This is a genomic window from Actinomyces gaoshouyii (genome assembly GCF_002076915.1).
Lineage (GTDB): Bacteria > Actinomycetota > Actinomycetes > Actinomycetales > Actinomycetaceae > Actinomyces > Actinomyces gaoshouyii.
In genome coordinates, this window is sequence record NZ_CP020468.1 from 531,928 (window position 1) to 550,835 (window position 18,908).

At 72.1% G+C, this 18,908-nt stretch carries 13 protein-coding genes; 6 read left to right on the forward strand and 7 right to left on the reverse strand.

Annotation, left to right across the window (positions count from 1 at the left end; translation table 11 throughout):
* Window positions 1-31: 31 nt before the first annotated feature.
* A complete protein-coding gene (locus B6G06_RS02160; protein ID WP_229657957.1) occupies window positions 32-2,260 on the reverse strand; it encodes a 6-phosphofructokinase in 2,229 nt (742 codons plus the stop codon).
* 449 nt (window positions 2,261-2,709) lie between these two features.
* Here B6G06_RS02160 and sucC point away from each other — a divergent pair, with 449 nt between their 5' ends.
* The 4 genes from sucC (at window position 2,710) to ettA (ending at window position 8,745) form a co-directional block, all read left to right on the forward strand.
* Window positions 2,710-3,966: an ADP-forming succinate--CoA ligase subunit beta gene (gene sucC / locus B6G06_RS02165; protein ID WP_081170746.1), complete on the forward strand. Its 1,257-nt coding sequence runs from the start codon at window positions 2,710-2,712 to the stop codon at window positions 3,964-3,966.
* A 3-nt stretch (window positions 3,967-3,969) separates the two neighbouring features.
* Entirely contained in the window at window positions 3,970-4,908 is a 939-nt protein-coding gene (sucD, locus tag B6G06_RS02170; protein WP_081170748.1) for a succinate--CoA ligase subunit alpha, read from the forward strand.
* Complete coding sequence (gene purN, locus B6G06_RS10435) at window positions 4,905-6,881, forward strand: phosphoribosylglycinamide formyltransferase (RefSeq protein WP_240494082.1); 1,977 nt, start codon at window positions 4,905-4,907, stop codon at window positions 6,879-6,881. The genes sucD and purN overlap by 4 nt, the downstream gene beginning before the upstream one ends.
* A gap of 181 nt (window positions 6,882-7,062) precedes the next feature.
* Window positions 7,063-8,745, forward strand: a complete 1,683-nt coding sequence (gene ettA, locus B6G06_RS02180; protein ID WP_080462486.1) for an energy-dependent translational throttle protein EttA — start codon at window positions 7,063-7,065, stop codon at window positions 8,743-8,745.
* Between the two features lie 91 nt (window positions 8,746-8,836).
* On the opposite strand, the gene B6G06_RS02185 is transcribed toward ettA, so the two are convergent.
* Complete coding sequence (locus tag B6G06_RS02185) at window positions 8,837-9,793, reverse strand: acyl-CoA thioesterase (RefSeq protein WP_081170750.1); 957 nt, start codon at window positions 9,791-9,793, stop codon at window positions 8,837-8,839.
* On the reverse strand, window positions 9,790-11,487 hold the full coding sequence (gene ptsP / locus B6G06_RS02190) for a phosphoenolpyruvate--protein phosphotransferase (protein ID WP_080462484.1): 1,698 nt from the start codon (window positions 11,485-11,487) through the stop codon (window positions 9,790-9,792). The genes B6G06_RS02185 and ptsP overlap by 4 nt, the downstream gene beginning before the upstream one ends.
* A gap of 265 nt (window positions 11,488-11,752) precedes the next feature.
* Between ptsP and B6G06_RS02195 the strand changes: the two genes are divergently transcribed.
* Together B6G06_RS02195 and malQ are read left to right on the forward strand one after the other, a co-directional pair.
* Window positions 11,753-11,983: a PTS sugar transporter subunit IIB gene (locus B6G06_RS02195; protein WP_081170752.1), complete on the forward strand. Its 231-nt coding sequence runs from the start codon at window positions 11,753-11,755 to the stop codon at window positions 11,981-11,983.
* A 248-nt stretch (window positions 11,984-12,231) separates the two neighbouring features.
* Window positions 12,232-14,418 (forward strand): 4-alpha-glucanotransferase, encoded by a 2,187-nt coding sequence (gene malQ / locus B6G06_RS02200; RefSeq protein ID WP_081170755.1) that lies wholly within the window; start codon window positions 12,232-12,234, stop codon window positions 14,416-14,418.
* A gap of 81 nt (window positions 14,419-14,499) precedes the next feature.
* On the opposite strand, the gene B6G06_RS02205 is transcribed toward malQ, so the two are convergent.
* The 4 genes from B6G06_RS02205 to pepN all read right to left on the reverse strand — a co-directional run bounded on the left by B6G06_RS02205 (window position 14,500) and on the right by pepN (window position 18,816).
* Window positions 14,500-14,958: a PTS sugar transporter subunit IIA gene (locus B6G06_RS02205; RefSeq protein WP_081170757.1), complete on the reverse strand. Its 459-nt coding sequence runs from the start codon at window positions 14,956-14,958 to the stop codon at window positions 14,500-14,502.
* Window positions 14,955-15,236, reverse strand: coding sequence for a PTS sugar transporter subunit IIB (locus tag B6G06_RS02210; protein ID WP_268237223.1), 282 nt, complete (start codon window positions 15,234-15,236; stop codon window positions 14,955-14,957). Before B6G06_RS02210 ends, B6G06_RS02205 begins: the two co-directional genes overlap by 4 nt.
* 71 nt (window positions 15,237-15,307) lie before the next feature.
* On the reverse strand, window positions 15,308-16,117 hold the full coding sequence (locus B6G06_RS02215; RefSeq protein ID WP_081170759.1) for a GntR family transcriptional regulator: 810 nt from the start codon (window positions 16,115-16,117) through the stop codon (window positions 15,308-15,310).
* 119 nt (window positions 16,118-16,236) lie between these two features.
* Window positions 16,237-18,816, reverse strand: a complete 2,580-nt coding sequence (gene pepN / locus B6G06_RS02220; protein WP_081170761.1) for an aminopeptidase N — start codon at window positions 18,814-18,816, stop codon at window positions 16,237-16,239.
* Between the last annotated feature and the right edge of the window lie 92 nt (window positions 18,817-18,908).

Below are 18,908 nucleotides of genomic sequence, written 5' to 3' on the forward strand. Positions count from 1 at the left end.
CCGCAGATACCGCGGAGGAACGGCCCGGCCCTCAGTCCTCGGCGGTGGCCGCGGCGTCCACGGCCTCGCCGAAGTCGGGGACATCGGCCATGGACAGCGGGCCGAGGTCCGAGGAGACCAGGTCCAGGGCCGGGCGCATCCCCAGCCACCACTGATGGCGGGGACGGCGGTTGGCCATGTCCAGGTCATCCTCCATGCGCTCCAGGCGGTGGTGGGTGATGCGCCCACCGGTCAGGCCCACGTAACTGGAGTGATCCGTGCCCTTCACGAGCTGGTCGGCGAGCAGGTCCAGGGCATGCGCGACGAGCTTGGTGGCCATGAGGCGGTCGAAGGCCGTGGGGTCACCGCCCTGCTGGAGGTGCCCGATGACGGCCTCGCGCACGTCGTACAGGCCCACGCCCTCGGCGGCGAAGATCTTGGCCAGCACATCCGTGGTGTAGTACTCGCTGGCCCGCTCATTGCGGATGAGCAGGTGGAGCTTCCGACCGTTCTTGAAGGCCTCCACCATCCGCCTGGAGTCCTCCGCCAGGCGCGCCAGCCCGATGCCGCCCTCGTGGAGGTAGACGCCCTCGGCGCCCGTGGCCAGGCCGCTCATGAAGGACAGGTATCCGCACTTGCGGCCCATCACCTCCGCCACGAAGCAGCGGTGCGAGGCCGCCGCCGATTGCTTGATCGAGTCCAGGGCGCTGATCGTCGCGTTGAGCGCCGTGTCCGTGCCGATCGACAGCTCGGAGCCGGGCAGGTTGTTGTCGATCGACGCCGGGACGCACAGGATGGGGATCTGGAACGCGGGGTAGCGGCCCTTCTCCGTGACCAGGCGGTGCGCGGCCAGGTAGGCGTTGTAGCCGCCGATGACGAGCAGGGCGTCGATCTCATGCTTCTCGATGGCCCGGCCCAGGGCGTAGAGCTGCTCGACCTCGGGGACCTCCCGGCGCGTGCCGAGCTCGGCCCCGCCGTCGCCGACCCAGCCCTCGACGCCGTCCCAGCTGAGCTCGCGCACCTCGCCGTCGAGAAGGCCCGGGAAACCACCCGTCACGCCCAGCATGGTGAAGCCGTGGTCCAGGCCGAGGCGGACTGCGGCGCGGGCCGCCGTGTTCATTCCCGGAGCGAGCCCGCCGGCATGGATGATGGCCACCCTCCTGCTGGGGGCGGCCCCGGCGGCGGTGGGCTCGGGGGGAGTGGACATGGTCTCGAAGATCCGCAGCATCTCGCCGAAACTGCGCCCCCGGGCGGCCACGGCGCCCTCCCAGTCCCCGGCCGCTACCAGGTCCTTGACCGCGCGCGTGGCCTCGACCTGCTCCATCATCGGCACCGAGCGGATGCGGTTGTGCCGCTCGACGACGATCACCGGTACCGTCTCCGGGCAGGCCTGAAGGACTTCGCGCGCCGCCTGGCATCCCAGCAGGGTGGACATCCAGCGGTCGTAGGCGCTGGGCTTGCCGCCTCGCTGGACGTGCCCGAGGATCGTCACCCGGGCGTCCTCGCCGAGGCGCTCGGACAGGACCCGCTTGACGTCGTCGGCCGTGATCCGATTGCCGGAGCGGTCAGTGGCCCCCTCGGCGATGATGACCATGGACTCGCGCCGCCCGGCCCGCCGGCCCTTGGCGAGCTTGGCGCACATGTCCTCCTCCCAGCCCTCGGCCGGCGGGATCTCGGGCACGAGCACGTAGTCGCAGCCGCCGGCCACCGCCGCCATGAGCGCCAGGTAGCCGCAGTGGCGGCCCATGACCTCCACCACGAAGGTGCGCTGGTGGGAGGCAGCGGTGGAGGAGATGTCGTCGATGGCCTCCAGGATGCGGTGCAGGGCCGAATCGGTGCCGATCGTCATGTCCGCGCCGACGAGGTCGTTGTCGATCGAGCCGACGATCCCCGCCACCATGAGCGCCGGATGCGCCTGGGCCGTCCGGGCGGTGATGCGCCCGGTCTCAACGAGCTCGGCCACCAGGCCCGGCCAGTTCTTCCGGAACTCGTTGGTGCCGGTCAGGGAGCCGTCCCCGCCGATCACGATGAGCCGGTTGATGCCGTGCTCCAGGAGATTGGCGGCGGCGTCGAGCTGCCCGGAGCGCTCGCGGAACTCCGCGGAGCGGGCCGTGCCGATGATCGTCCCGCCCCGGTGGAGGATCGCGCCCACGGAGTCCCATTCCAGGGGGCGGATTCCCTCGCCCCCGGCGACGGCCCCGGCCCACCCCTCCATGACGGCGAAGGGCTGGGCGCCCAGGCGCAGCAGCGTGCGCACGGCGGCCCGCACCGCGGCGTTCATGCCCTGGGCGTCGCCGCCCGAGGTGAGCACACCGACCCGGATCGGCTCCCCGGCTGGGCTGGTGGGCGCCGCGCCATCGGCCGTATCGCAGGCCAGGGAGGCGAAGGCGTCGATCACGGCCTCCTGGGAGGCGCTGGACAGCGGGTGCGGAGCGGTGTTGCCTGCGGCGGTCATGGGACTCCCTCTCATGCGGTCCGGCTGCGGCCCGGTCCTGTCCGGCCCAGTCCGGTCGGCTCCTATTGTGTCCCGCCCGAGGGGCCCGCGTCACACCGATGACGCGGCGTTCTCATCGCCGGGACGCGAGCCGTTCGCCAACCCGCCCCCAGGACTCGCGGTCGATCCTCAGCCGCGGCGCCCCGCCCCGCGATACCCTCGGCCCAGGGCCCGCCGGGCCCTGGGCGGGCCAGCGCCCGATGAGAGCCGACACCCGCGTGAAAGGACACAGCCTCATGGACCTCTATGAGTACCAGGCCCGGGACCTCTTCCGCCGCCACGGCGTCCCCGTCCTGCCCGGCATCATCGCCACCACCCCCGAGGAGGCGCGCGCCGCCGCCCAGGACCTTCTCGACGGCGGGGCCGGGCTGCTCGTCGTCAAGGCCCAGGTCAAGACCGGTGGGCGCGGCAAGGCCGGTGGTGTCAAGCTCGCCCGCAGCGCTGAGGAGGCCGCTGAGCGCGCCGCCGCCATCCTCGGCATGAGCATCAAGGGGCACACCGTGCGCTCCGTCCTCATCTCCGAGGGGGCCGACATCGCCGAGGAGTACTACTTCGCGATCCTTCTGGACCGCGCCGAGCGCGGCTACCTGGCGATGTGCTCGCGCGAGGGCGGCATGGACATCGAAGCCCTCGCCGCTGAGCGCCCCGAGGCCTTGGCCCGCGTCCCCATCGACCCCCTGGCCGGCCTGACCGCCGAGGCCGCGCGACGGATCGTGGCCGCCGCGGGCTTCGAGCCCGGGCGGACCGCCGACGGAGTCGCCGCCGTCATCGAGCGCCTCTGGGAGGCGCTGGTGACCGAGGACGCCACCCTCGTGGAGGTCAACCCCCTCGTTCTGGCCGATGACGGGCGGATCATCGCCCTGGACGGCAAGGTGACCCTCGACGACAACGCCCGCTTCCGCCACCGGGACCACGAGGGCCTCGTCGACGCCTCCTCGGTGGATCCCCTCGAGGCCCGCGCCAAGGAGGCCGGACTCAACTACGTGCGCCTGAGCGGCGAGGTCGGCGTCCTGGGCAACGGCGCGGGCCTGGTCATGTCCACGCTCGACATCGTCGCCGGGGCGGGGGAGAGACACGGGGGCATGCGTCCCGCCAATTTCCTCGACCTGGGCGGCGGCTCATCGGCCCGGGCCATGGCCGACGCCCTGAGTATCGTGGCCTCCGACGCGCAGGTGCAGGCCATCCTCGTCAACGTCTTCGGCGGCATCACCTCCTGCGACACCGTCGCCGAGGGCATCGTGGCCGCGATGGGCGCCCTTACCGGACCCGCCAAGCCCATCGTGGTGCGCCTGGACGGCAACAGCGCCGAGCTCGGCCGCCGCATCCTCCACCAGGCCGATCTGCCCAGTGTCACCATCGTGGAGACCATGGAAGGCGCCGCCGACGCCGTCACCGCCATCGCCGAGCAGGTCGCGCGCGGCGCGCTGGAGGGGCGGCGGGTCCCGTCCCTCCCCGTCCCGCCCACCGCTGCCCCGACCCCCCAGGAGGCCTGAGCCATGAGCGTTTTCCTCACCGACTCCGACCGCGTCGTCGTCCAGGGGATGACCGGATCGGAGGGCCGCAAGCACACCCGGCGCATGCTCTGCGCCGGCACGCGGGTCGTTGCCGGCGTCAACCCCCGCAAGGCGGGCACCGCAGTCGCCTTCGACGTCGAGCCCATCGGGCCGGGCGCCGGCGGCGTGCCCACCGGGACCGTGGAGGTCCCCGTCCATGGCAGCGTCGCCGAGGCCAGGGCGGCCACCGGGGCAGAGGTCTCCGTGGTCTTCGTGCCGCCGGCATTCGCCAAGGACGCCGTCATCGAGGCCGTCGACGCCGGGATGCGCCTCATCGTCGTCATCACCGAGGGCATCCCCGTGGCCGACGCCGTCGCCCTGCGCGCCCACGCCGCTGCCCACGGGGCGCGCGTCATCGGCCCCAACTGCCCCGGCATCATCTCGCCCGGCCGCTCCAACGTGGGCATCACCCCGCCGGACATCACCGGCCCGGGCCCCATCGGACTGGTCTCCAAGTCCGGGACCCTCACCTACCAGCTCATGCACGAGCTGCGCGACCTCGGCTTCACCACCTGCATCGGCATCGGGGGGGACCCCGTCATCGGCACCACACATATCGACGCCCTCGCCGCCTTCGAGGCCGACCCCGATACCGAGCTCATCGTCATGATCGGCGAGATCGGTGGCGACGCCGAGGAGCGCGCCGCCACCTACATCGCCGAGCACGTGACCAAGCCAGTGGTCGCCTACGTCGCCGGCTTCACCGCCCCCGAGGGCAAGACCATGGGCCACGCGGGCGCCATCGTCTCCGGCTCCGCAGGCACCGCTGCCGCCAAGAAAGAGGCCCTCGAAGCCGTGGGAGTCGCCGTGGGCCGCACCCCGAGCCAGACCGCGGAGCTCGTGCGCCGCATCCACCGCGATCTCGCGGGCGCGCGCGCGTGAGCGGGCCCGCCCAGCGCCGGCCGGCGCCGCGCCGACGCGCCGCCCTGCCCGACGACTGGCCCTTCGCGCTGCGCGCGGGGATCGAGGCCGTCCTGCTGGCCTGGTTCCTCGTCGTCGGCGCGACCACCGCCGTCATGATGACCTCGGCCCCGATAAGCGCCGCCACCGCTCTGACTCTGGGCTCCACGATCCGCACGGGCACAGGCCTGTGGGCCCTCGGCCTGGGCGGGCGCCTCGGCGACGCCGGGGGCTCCAGCGGCGCCCTCGGCCTGCCGCTCCTGGGCGTCACCATCCTCCAGGCGCTGCTCCTGCGCTCCTCCGCCCGGCGGGCCCGCCTCTCCGGCCCGGCGGCCGGGGGCGTGGCCGTCGCCTCCGCGGCCCTGACCGGGGCCGTCCTCCTGCTGCTGTCCGCGCCCGGCGGCGGGGCCTGGCTGGCCCTGCCGGGACTCATGGTCCTGGCGACGGCCGTCATCGGCGTCCGGCTCCACTGCCGGGGGCGGGGCATCCCGGCCCTGGAGCGCTGGTGGCGCGCTCGCCCCGACTGGGTGGGCCCAGCGCTGGGCCTGGCACGCGACTGCTCGATCGGACTGCTCGGGCTCTCCCTCGCGGCCCTCCTGGCGGCCGTCATCGCCGGGGCGGGGAGGATCTCGCTCCTCCACGACTCCATCGCCGGGGGCGGCATCATCTCCTCGGCCGGGCTCGTCCTCTTCCAGGCAGCCTGGATCCCCACGGGGCTGATCTGGGCGCTGTCCTGGGTGCTCGGCCCCGGTTTCAGCGTGGGGAGCGGGACTCTCTTCGCCCCCAGCGCGATCATCGCCGACACGGTGCCGTCCCTGCCGATCCTCGGCGCCCTCCCCGCCGGCACCTGGGGGCCCGCGCGCTTCCTGCCTTTTCTCATCGTCCTGGGTGCGATCGCCGTCGGCCGGCGCCACCGGGGCGAGCTGACCTCCCTGAGCCTCGGAGGGGCCCTCGCCGCCGCTGCCGGCGGGACGCTTCTCCTCTCCATCGGGGTGGCCGCCCTATGCCTGGGCGCCACCGGTCCCATCGGGCCCGCGCGCATGGCGCACGCCGGCCCGACGACCTCCTCCGTCATCATCCTGTGCCTGATCGAGGTCGGCCTCGGACTGCTCACCGCCGCCCTCATGCTCCACCCCTGGACCCACCGGATGACGCGGCGCGGCGTGAGCGCGGCCAGTCAGGCGGCCGGGAGCACGGCCCAGGGCCTGCGCGAGCGGCGCGCCGCCCATAGCGTCCGCAGCGCCCGCAGTCCCCAGGAGGCCGACGACGCCGTCTCGGGGGATCCGTGGGAGGACGAGCCGGAGGATGCTTCCGGGGACCAGTTCCAGTCCGCCTCCGCCCCCAGCCCCGAGGACGGCGGGGCCCCGGCGGAGGAGGGCGCTGAGCCCGCCGCACTCGTCGTGCTCGTCTCGGGGACGGGCTCGAACCTCGCCGCCCTCATCGAGGCCTGTGAGGACCCCGCCTACGGCGCCGAGGTCGTCGGCGTCGTCGCGGACAAGGAGTGCGCGGGGCTGGAGCGCGCTCGCGCGGCGGGCATCCCCGCCGAGGTCGTCGCCCTGACCGATTACCCGGACCGCGCCGCCTGGGACGAGGCCCTGGCCCGTTCGGTGGGCGGCTATGCGCCGGACCTCGTCGTCTGCGCCGGGTTCATGCGCCTGCTGGGGGACGCCTTCCTCGCCCGCTTCGGCGGGCGCGTCCTCAACACCCACCCCTCGCTCCTGCCCGACTTCCCGGGCGCCCACGCCGTGCGCGACGCCCTGGCCGCCGGGGCCACGCGGGCCGGAGCCACCCTGTTCTGGGTCGACGCCGGCGTGGACACCGGGGAGATCATCGCCCAGGTGGAGGTCCCTGTCCTGGCCGATGACGACGAGGCCGCGCTCACCGAGCGCATCAAGGCCGTCGAGACTCCTCAGCTCGTTGCGCAGATCCACCTGCTCGTCGCCACCGGGCGCTGAGGAGCCCGGCCCATCAGAGTTCCGCGTGCGCGGGGTCATGCGCCGCGTCGTCGCCGATGGGCTGCGACTGCTCTAGGCTGGGCCACGGCGCGCGTCGTCGGCCCCGGAGGACCACCGGCGGGCCCATCACGAGCGCGAGCCCACCAGACCTCCCCGTATTCGACGAAAGGCGCACCGCACAGTGGCTGAGTACATCTATCAGATGATCAAGGCGCGCAAGGCCCATGGAGACAAGGTCATCCTCGACGACGTCACCATGGCCTTCCTGCCCGGTGCCAAGATCGGCATGGTCGGTCCCAACGGCGCCGGCAAGTCCTCGATCCTCAAGATCATGGCCGGCATCGACCAGCCCTCCAACGGCGAGGCGCGGCTCAGCCCCGGCTACAGCGTCGGCATCCTCATGCAGGAGCCGCCCCTCAACGAGGACAAGACCGTCCTGGGCAACGTCGAGGAGGGCGTGGCCGAGATCAAGGGCAAGCTCGACCGTTTCAACGAGATCTCCGCCGCCATGGCGGACCCGGACGCCGACTTCGACGCCCTCATGGAGGAGATGGGCAAGCTCCAGACGGAGATCGACGCCGCGAACGCCTGGGACCTCGACTCCCAGCTCGAGCAGGCCATGGACGCCCTGCGCTGCCCGCCGCCGAACGCCGAGGTCAAGCACCTCTCCGGTGGTGAGCGCCGCCGAGTCGCCCTGTGCAAGCTCCTCCTGGAGGCCCCCGACCTACTCCTCCTCGACGAGCCCACCAACCACCTCGACGCCGAGTCCGTCCTGTGGCTGGAGCAGCACCTGAGCACCTACAAGGGCGCCGTCATCGCGGTCACCCACGACCGCTACTTCCTCGACCACGTCGCCCAGTGGATCGCGGAGGTCGACCGCGGGCACCTCTACCCCTACGAGGGCAACTACTCCACTTACCTGGAGACCAAGGAGAAGCGCCTGGAGGTCCAGGGCAAGAAGGACGCCAAGCTCGCCAAGCGCCTCAAGGACGAGCTGGAGTGGGTGCGCTCCTCCGCTAAGGGCCGCCAGGCCAAGTCCAAGGCCCGCCTGGCCCGCTACGAGGAGATGGCCGCTGAGGCCGAGCGCACCCGCAAGCTCGACTTCGAGGAGATCCAGATCCCGCCGGGCCCGCGCCTGGGCAACCAGGTCCTCGAGGCCAGCCACCTGAGCAAGGGATTCGACGGGCGCACCCTCATCGACGACCTGTCCTTCACGCTGCCGCGCAATGGCATCGTGGGCATCGTGGGCCCCAACGGCGTCGGCAAGACCACGCTGTTCAAGACCATCGTGGGGCTGGAGGAGCTCGACGGCGGCAGCCTCAAGATCGGCCAGACCGTCAAGCTGTCCTACGTGGACCAGTCCCGCGCCGGCATCGACCCCGCCAAGACCCTCTGGGAGGTCGTCTCCGACGGCCTGGACTACATCCAGGTCGGGGGCGTGGAGATGCCGTCCCGCGCCTACGTGGCCTCCTTCGGCTTCAAGGGCGCGGACCAGCAGAAGCCCGCGGGAGTGCTCTCCGGTGGCGAGCGCAACCGCCTGAACCTGGCGCTGACCCTCAAGCAGGGAGGCAACCTCATCCTCCTGGACGAGCCCACGAACGACCTCGACGTCGAGACCCTGGGCTCCTTGGAGAACGCGCTGCTGGAGTTCCCCGGCTGCGCCGTCGTCATCACCCACGACCGCTGGTTCCTCGACCGAGTTGCGACCCACATCCTGGCCTGGGAGGGCACGGAGGAGAACCCGGCGAGCTGGTACTGGTTCGAGGGCAACTTCGCCTCCTACGAGGAGAACAAGGTCGCGCGCCTGGGCGCCGAGGCCGCCCGCCCCCACCGCGTCACCTACCGCAAGCTCACACGCGACTGAGCCGAGCGACGCCGAGCTTGCTCGAGCGTCCGAGGCGATTGAGTGGTGTAGGCCGATCACACGCGACTGGGGCGACCCGCGCGCTAAGGGCTCAGACGTCGAAGCGGACGGCCCAGTCGCCGCTGCCGCGCGAGGTGGCCGTGGGCATGCGGATCATGCCCTCCTGGGCGATCGTGGAGACCAGGCGGCCGGCGGAGTCGAAGACCTCCGCCCGCGCCACCGCGCGCCCGCCCTGCGAGGTGGGGGAGTCCTGGACGAACAGCAGCCAGTCCGAGGCATCGACATCCCGGTGGAACCACTGGGCGTGGTCGAGCGTGGCCAGGCTCATCCCCTCGCTGCGCCAGCTCAGCCCCTGGCTGCGCAGCGCCGGCTCCAGCATCACCTGGTCGCACACGTAGGTCAGCAGCGCCCGGTGCACCGTCTGCGAGGCCTTGGCCGGGATGCGCCCGCGCGAGCGCAGCCAGAGACGCTGCCTGTTGGCGACCTCGGCGCCCGGACCGAGGTAGATGTTCCCCTCCACATGGCGGATGTCGAAGGGAGCGGTGCGCCCGAGGAACTTGGCCGCCGGGTCGTCCAGCGTCCGGAAGATCTCCAGTGCGCTCACCAACTCCTCGGGGCCGGGCACCGACGGCGCGGCGACCTGGGCCTGCGAGCCCTCCTGATCGATCTGGAAGGAGGCGATCATGGCCAGGATCGCCCGGCCCGCCTGTAGGGCGGTGGTGCGGCGCTGGGAGAAGGAGCGCCCGTCGTGGAGGCGCTCCACCTCGTAGACCACGGGCTGCTTGGGATCCCCGCCCCGCATGAAGTACGCGTGGAGCGAGTGCGGCAGGCGCGGCTCCAGGGCCTCGTCGGCCGCCTCCGGAAGGGTGGCGGCGGCCGCCAGGAGCCCCTGGGCGATGACCTGCCCGCCGTAGATGCGCCCGGAGAGGTGGGGGAGGGAGTCGCCGAGGAACGAGTCGGTCCCGTCACCCTCCGCCAGTGCCAGGATGCGGGTGAGGGAGCCGAGCGGCTCCTCGCTGGCGGAGGGGACGGGATACGGCGTCGTCACAGGCCGAGTTCCTCCAGGATCGGCAGCTTGGCGCGCACGGCCGCGCGCGCGTCCTCGGCGGTGGCCGAGTCGATGGCGAGGCGCGCCAACTCCTGGCACTCCTCGAAGGTCACCGACTTCATGACGGCGTCCACGTCCGGCAGGGCGCGCGCGGTCATGGACAGGCTCGCCACGCCGAGGCCCACGAGGACGGTGGCCAGGGCCGGGTCCGCGGCGGCCTCGCCGCACACGCCCACTGGGCGTCCGTGCGGGGCCGCGCCGTCGCAGGCCTGCTTGATGAGCCGCAGCACGGCCGGCTGCCAGGCGGTGGACAGGTCCGCCAGGGAGGACAGGAGACGGTCCGCCGCCATGACGTACTGGGTGAGGTCATTGGTGCCCACCGAGGCGAAGTCGGCGTACTCGAAGAGCTTGTCCGCCATGAGGGCGGCCGAGGGGACCTCGATCATCATGCCGGCCGTCTTGAGGCCGTAGGAGCGCGCCTTGTCCGTGAAGGCCTTGGCCTCCTCGGCGGTGGAGATCATGGGGGCCATGACCCACACCTTGGCGTCCGTGGCCGCCTCGGCCTTGGCCAGCGCCTCGAGCTGATGCTCGAGCACATCGGGGTCGCGGCGGGCGGTCCGGTAGGCGCGCACGCCGAGGGCGGGGTTGGCCTCCGTCGCGTCGGTGAGGAAGGGCAGGGGCTTGTCGGCGCCCGCGTCCAGGGTCCGCACGACGACCTTCTTGCCGGGGAAGGCGGCCAGGACGCCGGTGTAGGCCTCCACCTGAGCCTCGATGGTGGGCTCATCGGGCTGGTCGAGGAAGCAGAACTCCGTGCGGAACAGGCCCACGCCCATGGCTCCCGCCTCAGCGGCGCTGCGGGCGCCGGCGGCGTCGCCCACATTGGCGAGCAGCTGGACCTCCCGGCCGTCCTTCGTGGCGCCGTCGCCGTTGAAGACGCGCACCCGGCTGGCGAGCTCCTTGGCCCGGCGCAGCGCTCCCTCGTCGGGGTTGAGCGTGATGACGCCCTTCGTGCCGTCCACCAGGACGATGTCCCCATCATGGAGCTGGTCGACGACCTCGGCGCCGGTGCCCACGATGGCGGGCATGCCCAGGGCCCGGGCGAGGATGGCCGTGTGCGAGGTGGGGCCGCCCTCGGAGGTGATGAAGGCGATGACCTTCTCCGGGTCCAGCAGGGCGGTGTCCGCCGGTGCCAGGTCCTCGGCCACCAGGATGAAGGGCTCGGGCAGCATCGGGATGCCGGGCATGGGGGAGTCGGTCAGGACGGCGACGATGCGGTCGCGCACGTCGGCGACGTCGCGCGTGCGCTCAGCCATGTAGCCGCCGAGCGACGCGAGCATCGAGGCGAGGGTGCCGGCGGCCTCCCAGACGGCCCGCTCGGGCACGAGCCTGCGCTCGCGGACCATGGCCTGCGCGGAGGAGGTGAGGGTGGGGTCGGCGGCCATCTGCGCCGTCGTCTCCAGGAGGGTGCGGCCCTCGCCCTTGGCCTGGGCGGCGGAGAGCTCCAGGCCCTTCTTGACGGTCTGAGCCGCGGCCTCGATCCGCTCGCACTCCTTGTCGAGGTCGCGGGAGGCGTCGATCAGCGCGAGCTCGGGCTCGGGGATGCCCGGTGCCATGCGGGCAACGGGCCCGGCGACGAGGCCGGGGCTCACGCCGATACCGGACAGGGAAGTGGGAGATGCATCGGACAGCGCCATGAGTGCTCCTCGTCAGTGATGGAGGCGGTCGTAGGGCCCATTGTGCACGCCTGGGGGCGCTTTCGGGAGGGAAACCGGAGTATGAATCACGATTGGCACACGACTCCGCCCATAAGGGAGCCCAGCGCTCCAGGGAAGTGATGGAGGACACATGATGGCGAGCCGTGCCCGGTTGCGGCGGGGGCGGCCTGATAATTAGATCTCGGATCACTCTCGCGCCGGTGGGCGCGGGGGCAGTGCATGAAGACGAGCGAAGGAGTAGCTGATGAGCGCGACTGCGGAGAGCATTGTCGCCGGCCTCGGTGGCAGCGAGAACATCATGGTCCTCGAGCCCTGCATCACCCGGCTCAGGGTCGAGGTCGTCGATCAGGGGAAGGTCGATGAGGAGGCCCTGAGGGCCGCAGGGGCCTTCGGCGTGGTCCGCTCCGGCTCCGTCGTGCAGGTCGTCGTCGGCCCGACGGCGGACGCCCTCGCCGATGAGATAGCGGCCCTCTGAGCCGCACTCCCATGCCGCCCATCCGCTGTCGCCCCTGCGGGCGCGACTCGCCGACGGGCGGCTTTGGCGCTCCGGCCCAGACTATGCAAGGCTTGCAGCAACACGCGGACCCCATCCTGTTCCTACGACCGCGACTGACTACGGCGTCACCCCGGCGGGAGGGTCCGTATCCGATCAATCCCGAGCGCGACGGCATCGTACGAGCGCTCCCGGCGTGAGAGCGCTCACGAGAACAGGCGGCACTGCCCATGACTGAGTCGACCCCCGTTGGAACCGCCCCTGACGAGCCCGCGGGCGAGGACCTCAAGCGCCTCGCGGAGATGCACGGCGTGTCCACCGAGTACTGGGATTACCACGGCAACCGCGCCGCCCCCGGCCGCGCCACCCTCGTGGCGGTCCTCGCCGCACTCGGAGTGGCGGCCGCGACCGATGCCCAGATCAAGGCATCCCTGGCCGACGCCGAGCTCGCGCCCTGGAGGCGCATCCTCCCCCCGACCGTCGTGCGCCGCCAGGGATGGGAGGCCCCCGTGGCGGTCCACGTCCCCGACGGCGCGACGGTCACCGTGCGCGTCGAACTCGAGTCCGGGGGCTCCGTCGAGCTGGAGCAGGCCGAGGACTGGGAGCGCCCCCGGGAGGTCGACGGCGTCCTCACCGGCCGCGCCTCCTTCCGCATCCCCGGGGACCTGCCGCTGGGCTGGCATACCCTCGTGGCCGAGATCGAGGCCGTCGAGGGCCGCCCCGCCACCACCGCCACGGCGGCGCTGGCGATGACCCCGGACCGCCTGGAACTCCCCGCGAGCCTGGGCGAGCGAGGCTGGGGTGTCATGGCGCAGCTCTACTCGGCGCGCTCGGCCGACTCCTGGGGCATCGGGGACGCGGACGATCTCACCGAGCTCGCCTCCTTCTTCGGCGACGAGGGCGCTGACTTCCTGCTCATCAACCCCCTGCACGCGGCCGAGCCCTCGGGGGAGATGACGCCGTCGCCCTACCTCCCGGTCACCCGGCGCTTCGTCAACCCGATCTACATCCGGCCCGAGGCGATCCCGGAGATGACCCGACTGTCTGGGCCGCGCCGCTCTCTCATCCAGTGGTCCCTGGAGGAGCTCGCAGCGACCAACCGCACCGTCGCCCCGATCGATCGGGACACCATCTGGAAGCTCAAGCGCGATGCCCTCGAGGTCGTCTTCTCCGCGGGGCGCTCGCGCTCCCGGCGCCGGGACTTCGAGCGCTTCCGCGCCGAGGCCGGCGAGGGCCTGGAGCGTTTCGCCCTGTGGTGCGCGCTCACCGAGGAGCACGGTGAGATGGCCGACTGGCCCGAGAACCTCAAGGACCCCTCATCCGCCTTCGTGGCCGATGAGGCCCGCGCCCTGACCGATCGCATCGACTTCTACGCCTGGCTCCAGTGGATCGTCGATGAGCAGCTGGCCCGGGCCCAGGAGCAGGCCAAGGCCTCCGGCATGGCACTGGGGATCATGGACGACCTCGCCGTGGGCGTCCATGCCCGGGGCGCGGATGTCTGGTCCGAGCCCGAGGCCTTCGCCTCCGGCATCGAGGTGGGCGCCCCGCCGGACATGTACAACCAGTTGGGGCAGAACTGGTCTCAGCCGCCGTGGAGCCCCGTCTACCTGGCGGAGACCGCCTTCCAGCCACTGCGGGACATGGTGCGCACGGTCCTGCGCCATGCCGGCGCGCTGCGCGTCGACCATATCATCGGCCTGTTCCGCCTGTGGTGGATCCCCGAGGGCATGGGCGCCGCCTCCGGCGCCTACGTGCGCTACGACCACGAGGCGATGGTCGGCGTGGTCCTGTTGGAGGCCTACCGGGCCGGCGCCGTCATCATCGGCGAGGACCTGGGGACCGTGGAGCCCTGGGCCCGCGACTACCTGGCCAGCCGCGGCGTGCTGGGCACCTCCGTGCTCTGGTTCGAGAAGCAGGGCGATGGCTGGCCGCTCCAGCCGCAGGACTACCGGCGCCTCGCGCTGTCCACGGTCAACACTCACGACCTGCCGCCTACCGCGGGGTATCTCGCCGACGAGCACGTCACCCTGCGCGAGCGCCTCGGCCTGCTGGCGGACCCGGTCGAGCAGGTGCGCGCCGAGGCGGGCGCGGAGCGCGACCGGATGATCGAGCGCCTGCGCGAGCATCGCCTGCTGGGCGCCAACCCCTCCGAGCGCGAGATCGTCGAGGCCCTCCACCGGTACATCGCGCGCACTGCCTCGGCTCTCATCGGCGTCGCCCTCGTGGACTGTGTCGGCGAGCGCAGGACGCAGAACCAGCCGGGCACGGACCAGGAGTACCCGAACTGGAGGATCCCCCTGGCGGATAGCTCGGGCGAGCCGGTCCTCATCGAGGACTTGCCGGGCAATGCGCGGCTGGCGAGCCTGTTCCAGGCGATCCGCCAGGAGATGGGCCAGCGCCGCACGCCCCGGGACTGAACGCTGTGAGTGCGAGGCGGGGCCCCGGCCGATCCGACCGGGGCCCCGCCTCGTTGGTCTCTGGGGACGCCGACCGTCCGCCTAGGACCAGGCGATGAGCGCGTTGCCGGGGGCGACGGCGGTGCCGGGGGCGGTGAGGGCGAGGTCGGCCTCGCCGGCGTCGAGGGCGATGATCGGGACGACCGGGTTGAACCCATCCCCCTCGATCCGGGCCGGGCTCCAGGTGATGATCGGGTCGCCCGCGCGGACCCTCGCCCCCTCCTCCCGATGGACGGTGAATCCCCTGCCCTCCAGGCCCAGGGTGTCCAAGCCCAGGTGGACGAGCACGCTCCTGCCGTCATCGGCGGCGATGACGAAGGCGTGCGGGTGGATCTTGGCCACGCGCCCGGGGATCGGCGCCAGCGTGACGACCTCCCCGGGGGCGCGGGGCGGATCGACGGCGATCCCCGGCCCGATCAGCCGGCCGGAGAAGACCGGGTCCGGGACATCCTCGAGGGCGATGACGGTCCCGGAAAGGGGAGAGAGGACCTCCAGGGTCATCGGAGGTCCTCAATCTGCTCGTAGAGCGCGTCCGCGGTGGGTCCGATGATGACCTGAACGACGTCGCCGACGGTGACGACGCCGTGGGCGCCGGCGGCCCTGAGCGCGGCCTCGTCGACAGCGGAGACGCTCTCCAGCTCGCAGCGCAACCGGGTGATGCAGGGCTCGATCTCGACGATGTTGTCGAAGCCGCCGAGGGCGTCGACGATCTGGCGTGCCTGGGACATGGTTGCTCCTCCTGGATGCGGTGGACGCGGCTGCGGTGCGCTGCCGGATATAGGGGCTGGATGTGAACAATACCGCCGATTGAGAGCGTGATCACTCCCGCTTCACCGGATGGGGGCGCCGTTCACCCGGTGGAGCGGGCGCTCCGCGGCGCTCGGGTCGTGGGCGAGCGGCGCGCCGCCGCGGGCTGAGGGGCCGCGACAGGCACCCACAGGGTGTAGCGGTCCGCGCGGTACAGCGAGCGGGAGTAGTCCACAGCGACGTCGTTGTGGAAGGCTCGGCGGGTGATGCCGAGGGCCGGCGCGCCCTCGGGCACGCCCAGGAGAATCGCCTCCTCCGAGGAGACGACATGCCCCTGGATGACGTCCTCGCCCCAATCCGGCTCCAGGCCGGCCTCCCCCAGGCGCCGGTAGACGGAGAAGTCGAGCGCTCCTTCGAGCAGGTCGGGCAGCAGCGAGGCGGTCAGCCAGTTCTCCTCGATCGCTATCGGGGTCGAGTCCGCCGTGCGCAGGCGCCTCAAGTGGTGCACCTCATCCCCTGTGGAGATCTCGAGGGCCTGGGCCACCTGAGGGGTGGCACGCGTGGTCTCAGCGGTCAGGAAGACGGATCCCGGCTCCATGCCGCGCCGGCGCATCTCATCGGTGAAGGAGGACAGGCGAAGTTGGAGGTCGAGCTTGGGCTGGGACACGAAGGTCCCCCGGCCCTGGTGGCGCTCCAGGGCGCCGTCGACGACGAGGGTGTCGATCGCCTGGCGCACCGTCATCCGGGACACGGAGAAGGTTTCGCACAACTCCCTCTCGGAGGGGATGAGCGAGCCCGGCTCGAGGCCATCGGCGATGAGGGCGAGGAGGTGGTCCCTCACGACGACGTACTTTGCAGGGGTGCGGGCGCCTGAGCGCGCGCGGCGGCTCGATGGGGAAGATGACGTGGTCATGGCGCTCTCGGGAAGGGGGCCAGGGGCGGGTCCCATTGTGCCCTGCCCCGTGACGACAATGTGCGCTCTTGGACGGGCGAGAGCCGCGAGGGGCCGTGAGAGGCCACGGCCCCTCGGGCTCAAATCGCCGATTGTGCCGCCTGAGCGCGGACCGCCCGGCGAGCGTCGTCGAGGTTCTCCGCCACGATCCGGCGCAGCGCGGCCGGGGCGTCGGCGTGGGCGTCCAGCCAGCCCTCGAGCGCCCCGATTGGATCGGCACCCGGAAGGCCGACGGTCGCGCAGGACCACAGCCCCTCCAGCAGGGCCTCGGCCATGTGGAAGGTCCGCGATGACCAGACGGACTCGATGGCGGCCACGTACTCCTCGACGAAGGGCGCCATGAGCTCGGGGGCGCGCTCAACGCGGCCGAATCCGGCCAGCGCCTGGCGCTGCGTCTCATTGGGCATCGAGGAGTCCTCCACGAGCGCCCGCCAGGCCGCCGCCTTCGCCTCGGCGGTGGGGATCGAGGCGCGGGCGCCGGCCGCCCGCTCGCGGCCCGTGGTCGTGCGGTCATGGGCCTCCTCGGCGGCGATCTCTGCCTCGCCGGCGCGGCCGGCCGCCACCAGACCGGTGAGGAGCTCCCAGCGCATATCGGCGTCCACCGCCAGTCCCGGCAGGGCGGCGGAGCCATCGAGCCAGCCGGCGACGGCGTCGATCTGCTCCTCGCTCACGGCGTGAGCGGCCACGGCGCGCACGAGCTGGAGCTGGCGGTCGCTGCCCGGCTCGGCGCCGCGGGCCAGGGCCAGCAGGGCGGCGGCCGCCTCGGGGGCGGCCTCGCGGCGCGCTGCGGGGGGCAGGTAGAGGGCAAGGCAGGTGCCGATCCGCGCCAGGAGGCCCTGAACCACGCTCGAGTGGGACTCCACCTTCAGCGCCTCCAGGGCGGCGCAGAGGTAGTGGGAGGCGGGCAGCTCGCCGTCGCGCACCATGTCCCAGGCCGAGGCCAGGACGAGCGAGCGAGCCAGCGAATCGGTGAAGTCGCCGATCCCCTCCAGCGCGGCGGACAGGGAGGCCTCGTCGAGGCGGTGCTTGGCATAGGTGAGGTCGTCGTCGTTGACGAGCAGGACCTCGGGGCGGGGCAGGCCGACCAGGCCCGGCACCGGCGTGCGCGCGCCGGCGATGTCCAGCTCGACGCGCTCGACCCGCGCCAGCGCGCCGGAGTCATCGTGGCTGTAGGCGCCGATCGCCAAGCGGTGCGGGCGAAGCGTCGCCGGTGAGCCCTCCGGGATCTCCTGGACGACGGCGGCGGAGGCGATGCGGCCCGCCTCATCCGTGGTGGTCTCCAAGCGCAGAGCCGTTACCCCGGCCTCCTGCAGCCACACCCGCGTCCAGGCCCCGAGATCCCGCCCGGAGACGGCTTCGAGCTCGCTCAGCAGGTCGGCTAGCGTCGCGTTGCCGAAGGCGTGCGCCTCCAGGTAGCGGGCGATGCCCGCGAAGAACCGCTCGCGGCCCACATAGGCCACGAGGGCGGTGAGCACCGAGGCGCCCTTGGCGTAGGTGATGCCGTCGAAGTTCACCTCGACGTCGTGAAGATCCCTGATCTCGGCGGCGATCGGGTGGGTGGAGGAGAGCTGGTCCTGGTTGTAGGCCCAGGCCTTCTCCAAGGTCTGGAAGGTGGTCCAGGCGTCGGTGAAGCGCGTCGTCTCGGCCGTGGCCAGGGTGGAGGTGTACTCGGCGAAGGACTCGTTGAGCCACAGGTCGTTCCACCACTCCATGGTCACCAGGTCCCCGAACCACATGTGTGCCAGCTCGTGGAGGATCGTCACCGCGCGCCGCTCGACGCGGGCCTCCACCGGGCGGGAGCGGAAGACGTAGTCGTCCCGGTGGGTGACGATCCCGGCGTTCTCCATGGCGCCGGCGTTGAACTCGGGGACGAAGACCTGGTCGTACTTCGGGAAGGCGTAGGGCGTGCCGAACAGCTCCTCGTAGAAGGCGAAGCCGCCCTTGGTCAGCGCCAGGATCTCGTCGGCGTCGAGGTGCTCGGCCAGCGAGGCGCGGCAGTACACGCCCAGCGGCACCACGCGGCCGTCGTCAGCGCGGTACTCATCGCTGGCCCCCACGTACGGCCCGGCGACGATCGCCGTGATGTAGGAGCTCATGCGCTCGCTCGGCGCGAAGGAGAAGACCCGCGCCCCAGCGCCCGCGGGGCTCGGCGCGGGGGTGGGGGAGTTGGAGAAGACGGTCCAGCCATCGGGCACCGTGACGGTGAAGGTGAAGGAGGCCTTGAGATCGGGCTGCTCGAAGACCGCGAAGACGCGCCGGGAGTCGGGCACCTCGAACTGCGTGTAGAGGTAGGTGGCGCCATCGGCGGGGTCGGTGAAGCGGTGCAGGCCCTCACCGGTGCGCATGTAGGCGCAGTCGGCGGCGACGACGAGCTCGTTGGACTCCGCCAGCCCCTCCAGGGCGATCCGGGAGTCCGCGTAGACCTCGGCCGGGTCGAGAGCGGTCCCGTTGAGGCGGACCTCGCGCACCCGCGGGGCGATGAGGTCGATGAAGGTCGAGGAGCCCGGCGTCGCGCGGAACCGTGCGGTGGTCACCGATCGGAAGGTCGCCTGGTCGGGGTCCGCCGCCCCGGACAGGTCCAGGACGACGTCGTAGCTCTCGGCGGTCACGAGCGAGGCGCGCTCGCGGGCCTCGTCGCGGGTCAGGTTGATTCCGGGCATCTGCGCTCCTGTCATCATGGCGGGGCTCGCTCGCCCCGCGGGGCTTCGCCCGATCCTCTCATCGCCGCGCCGGCGCGGCCCCCTCATGCGCG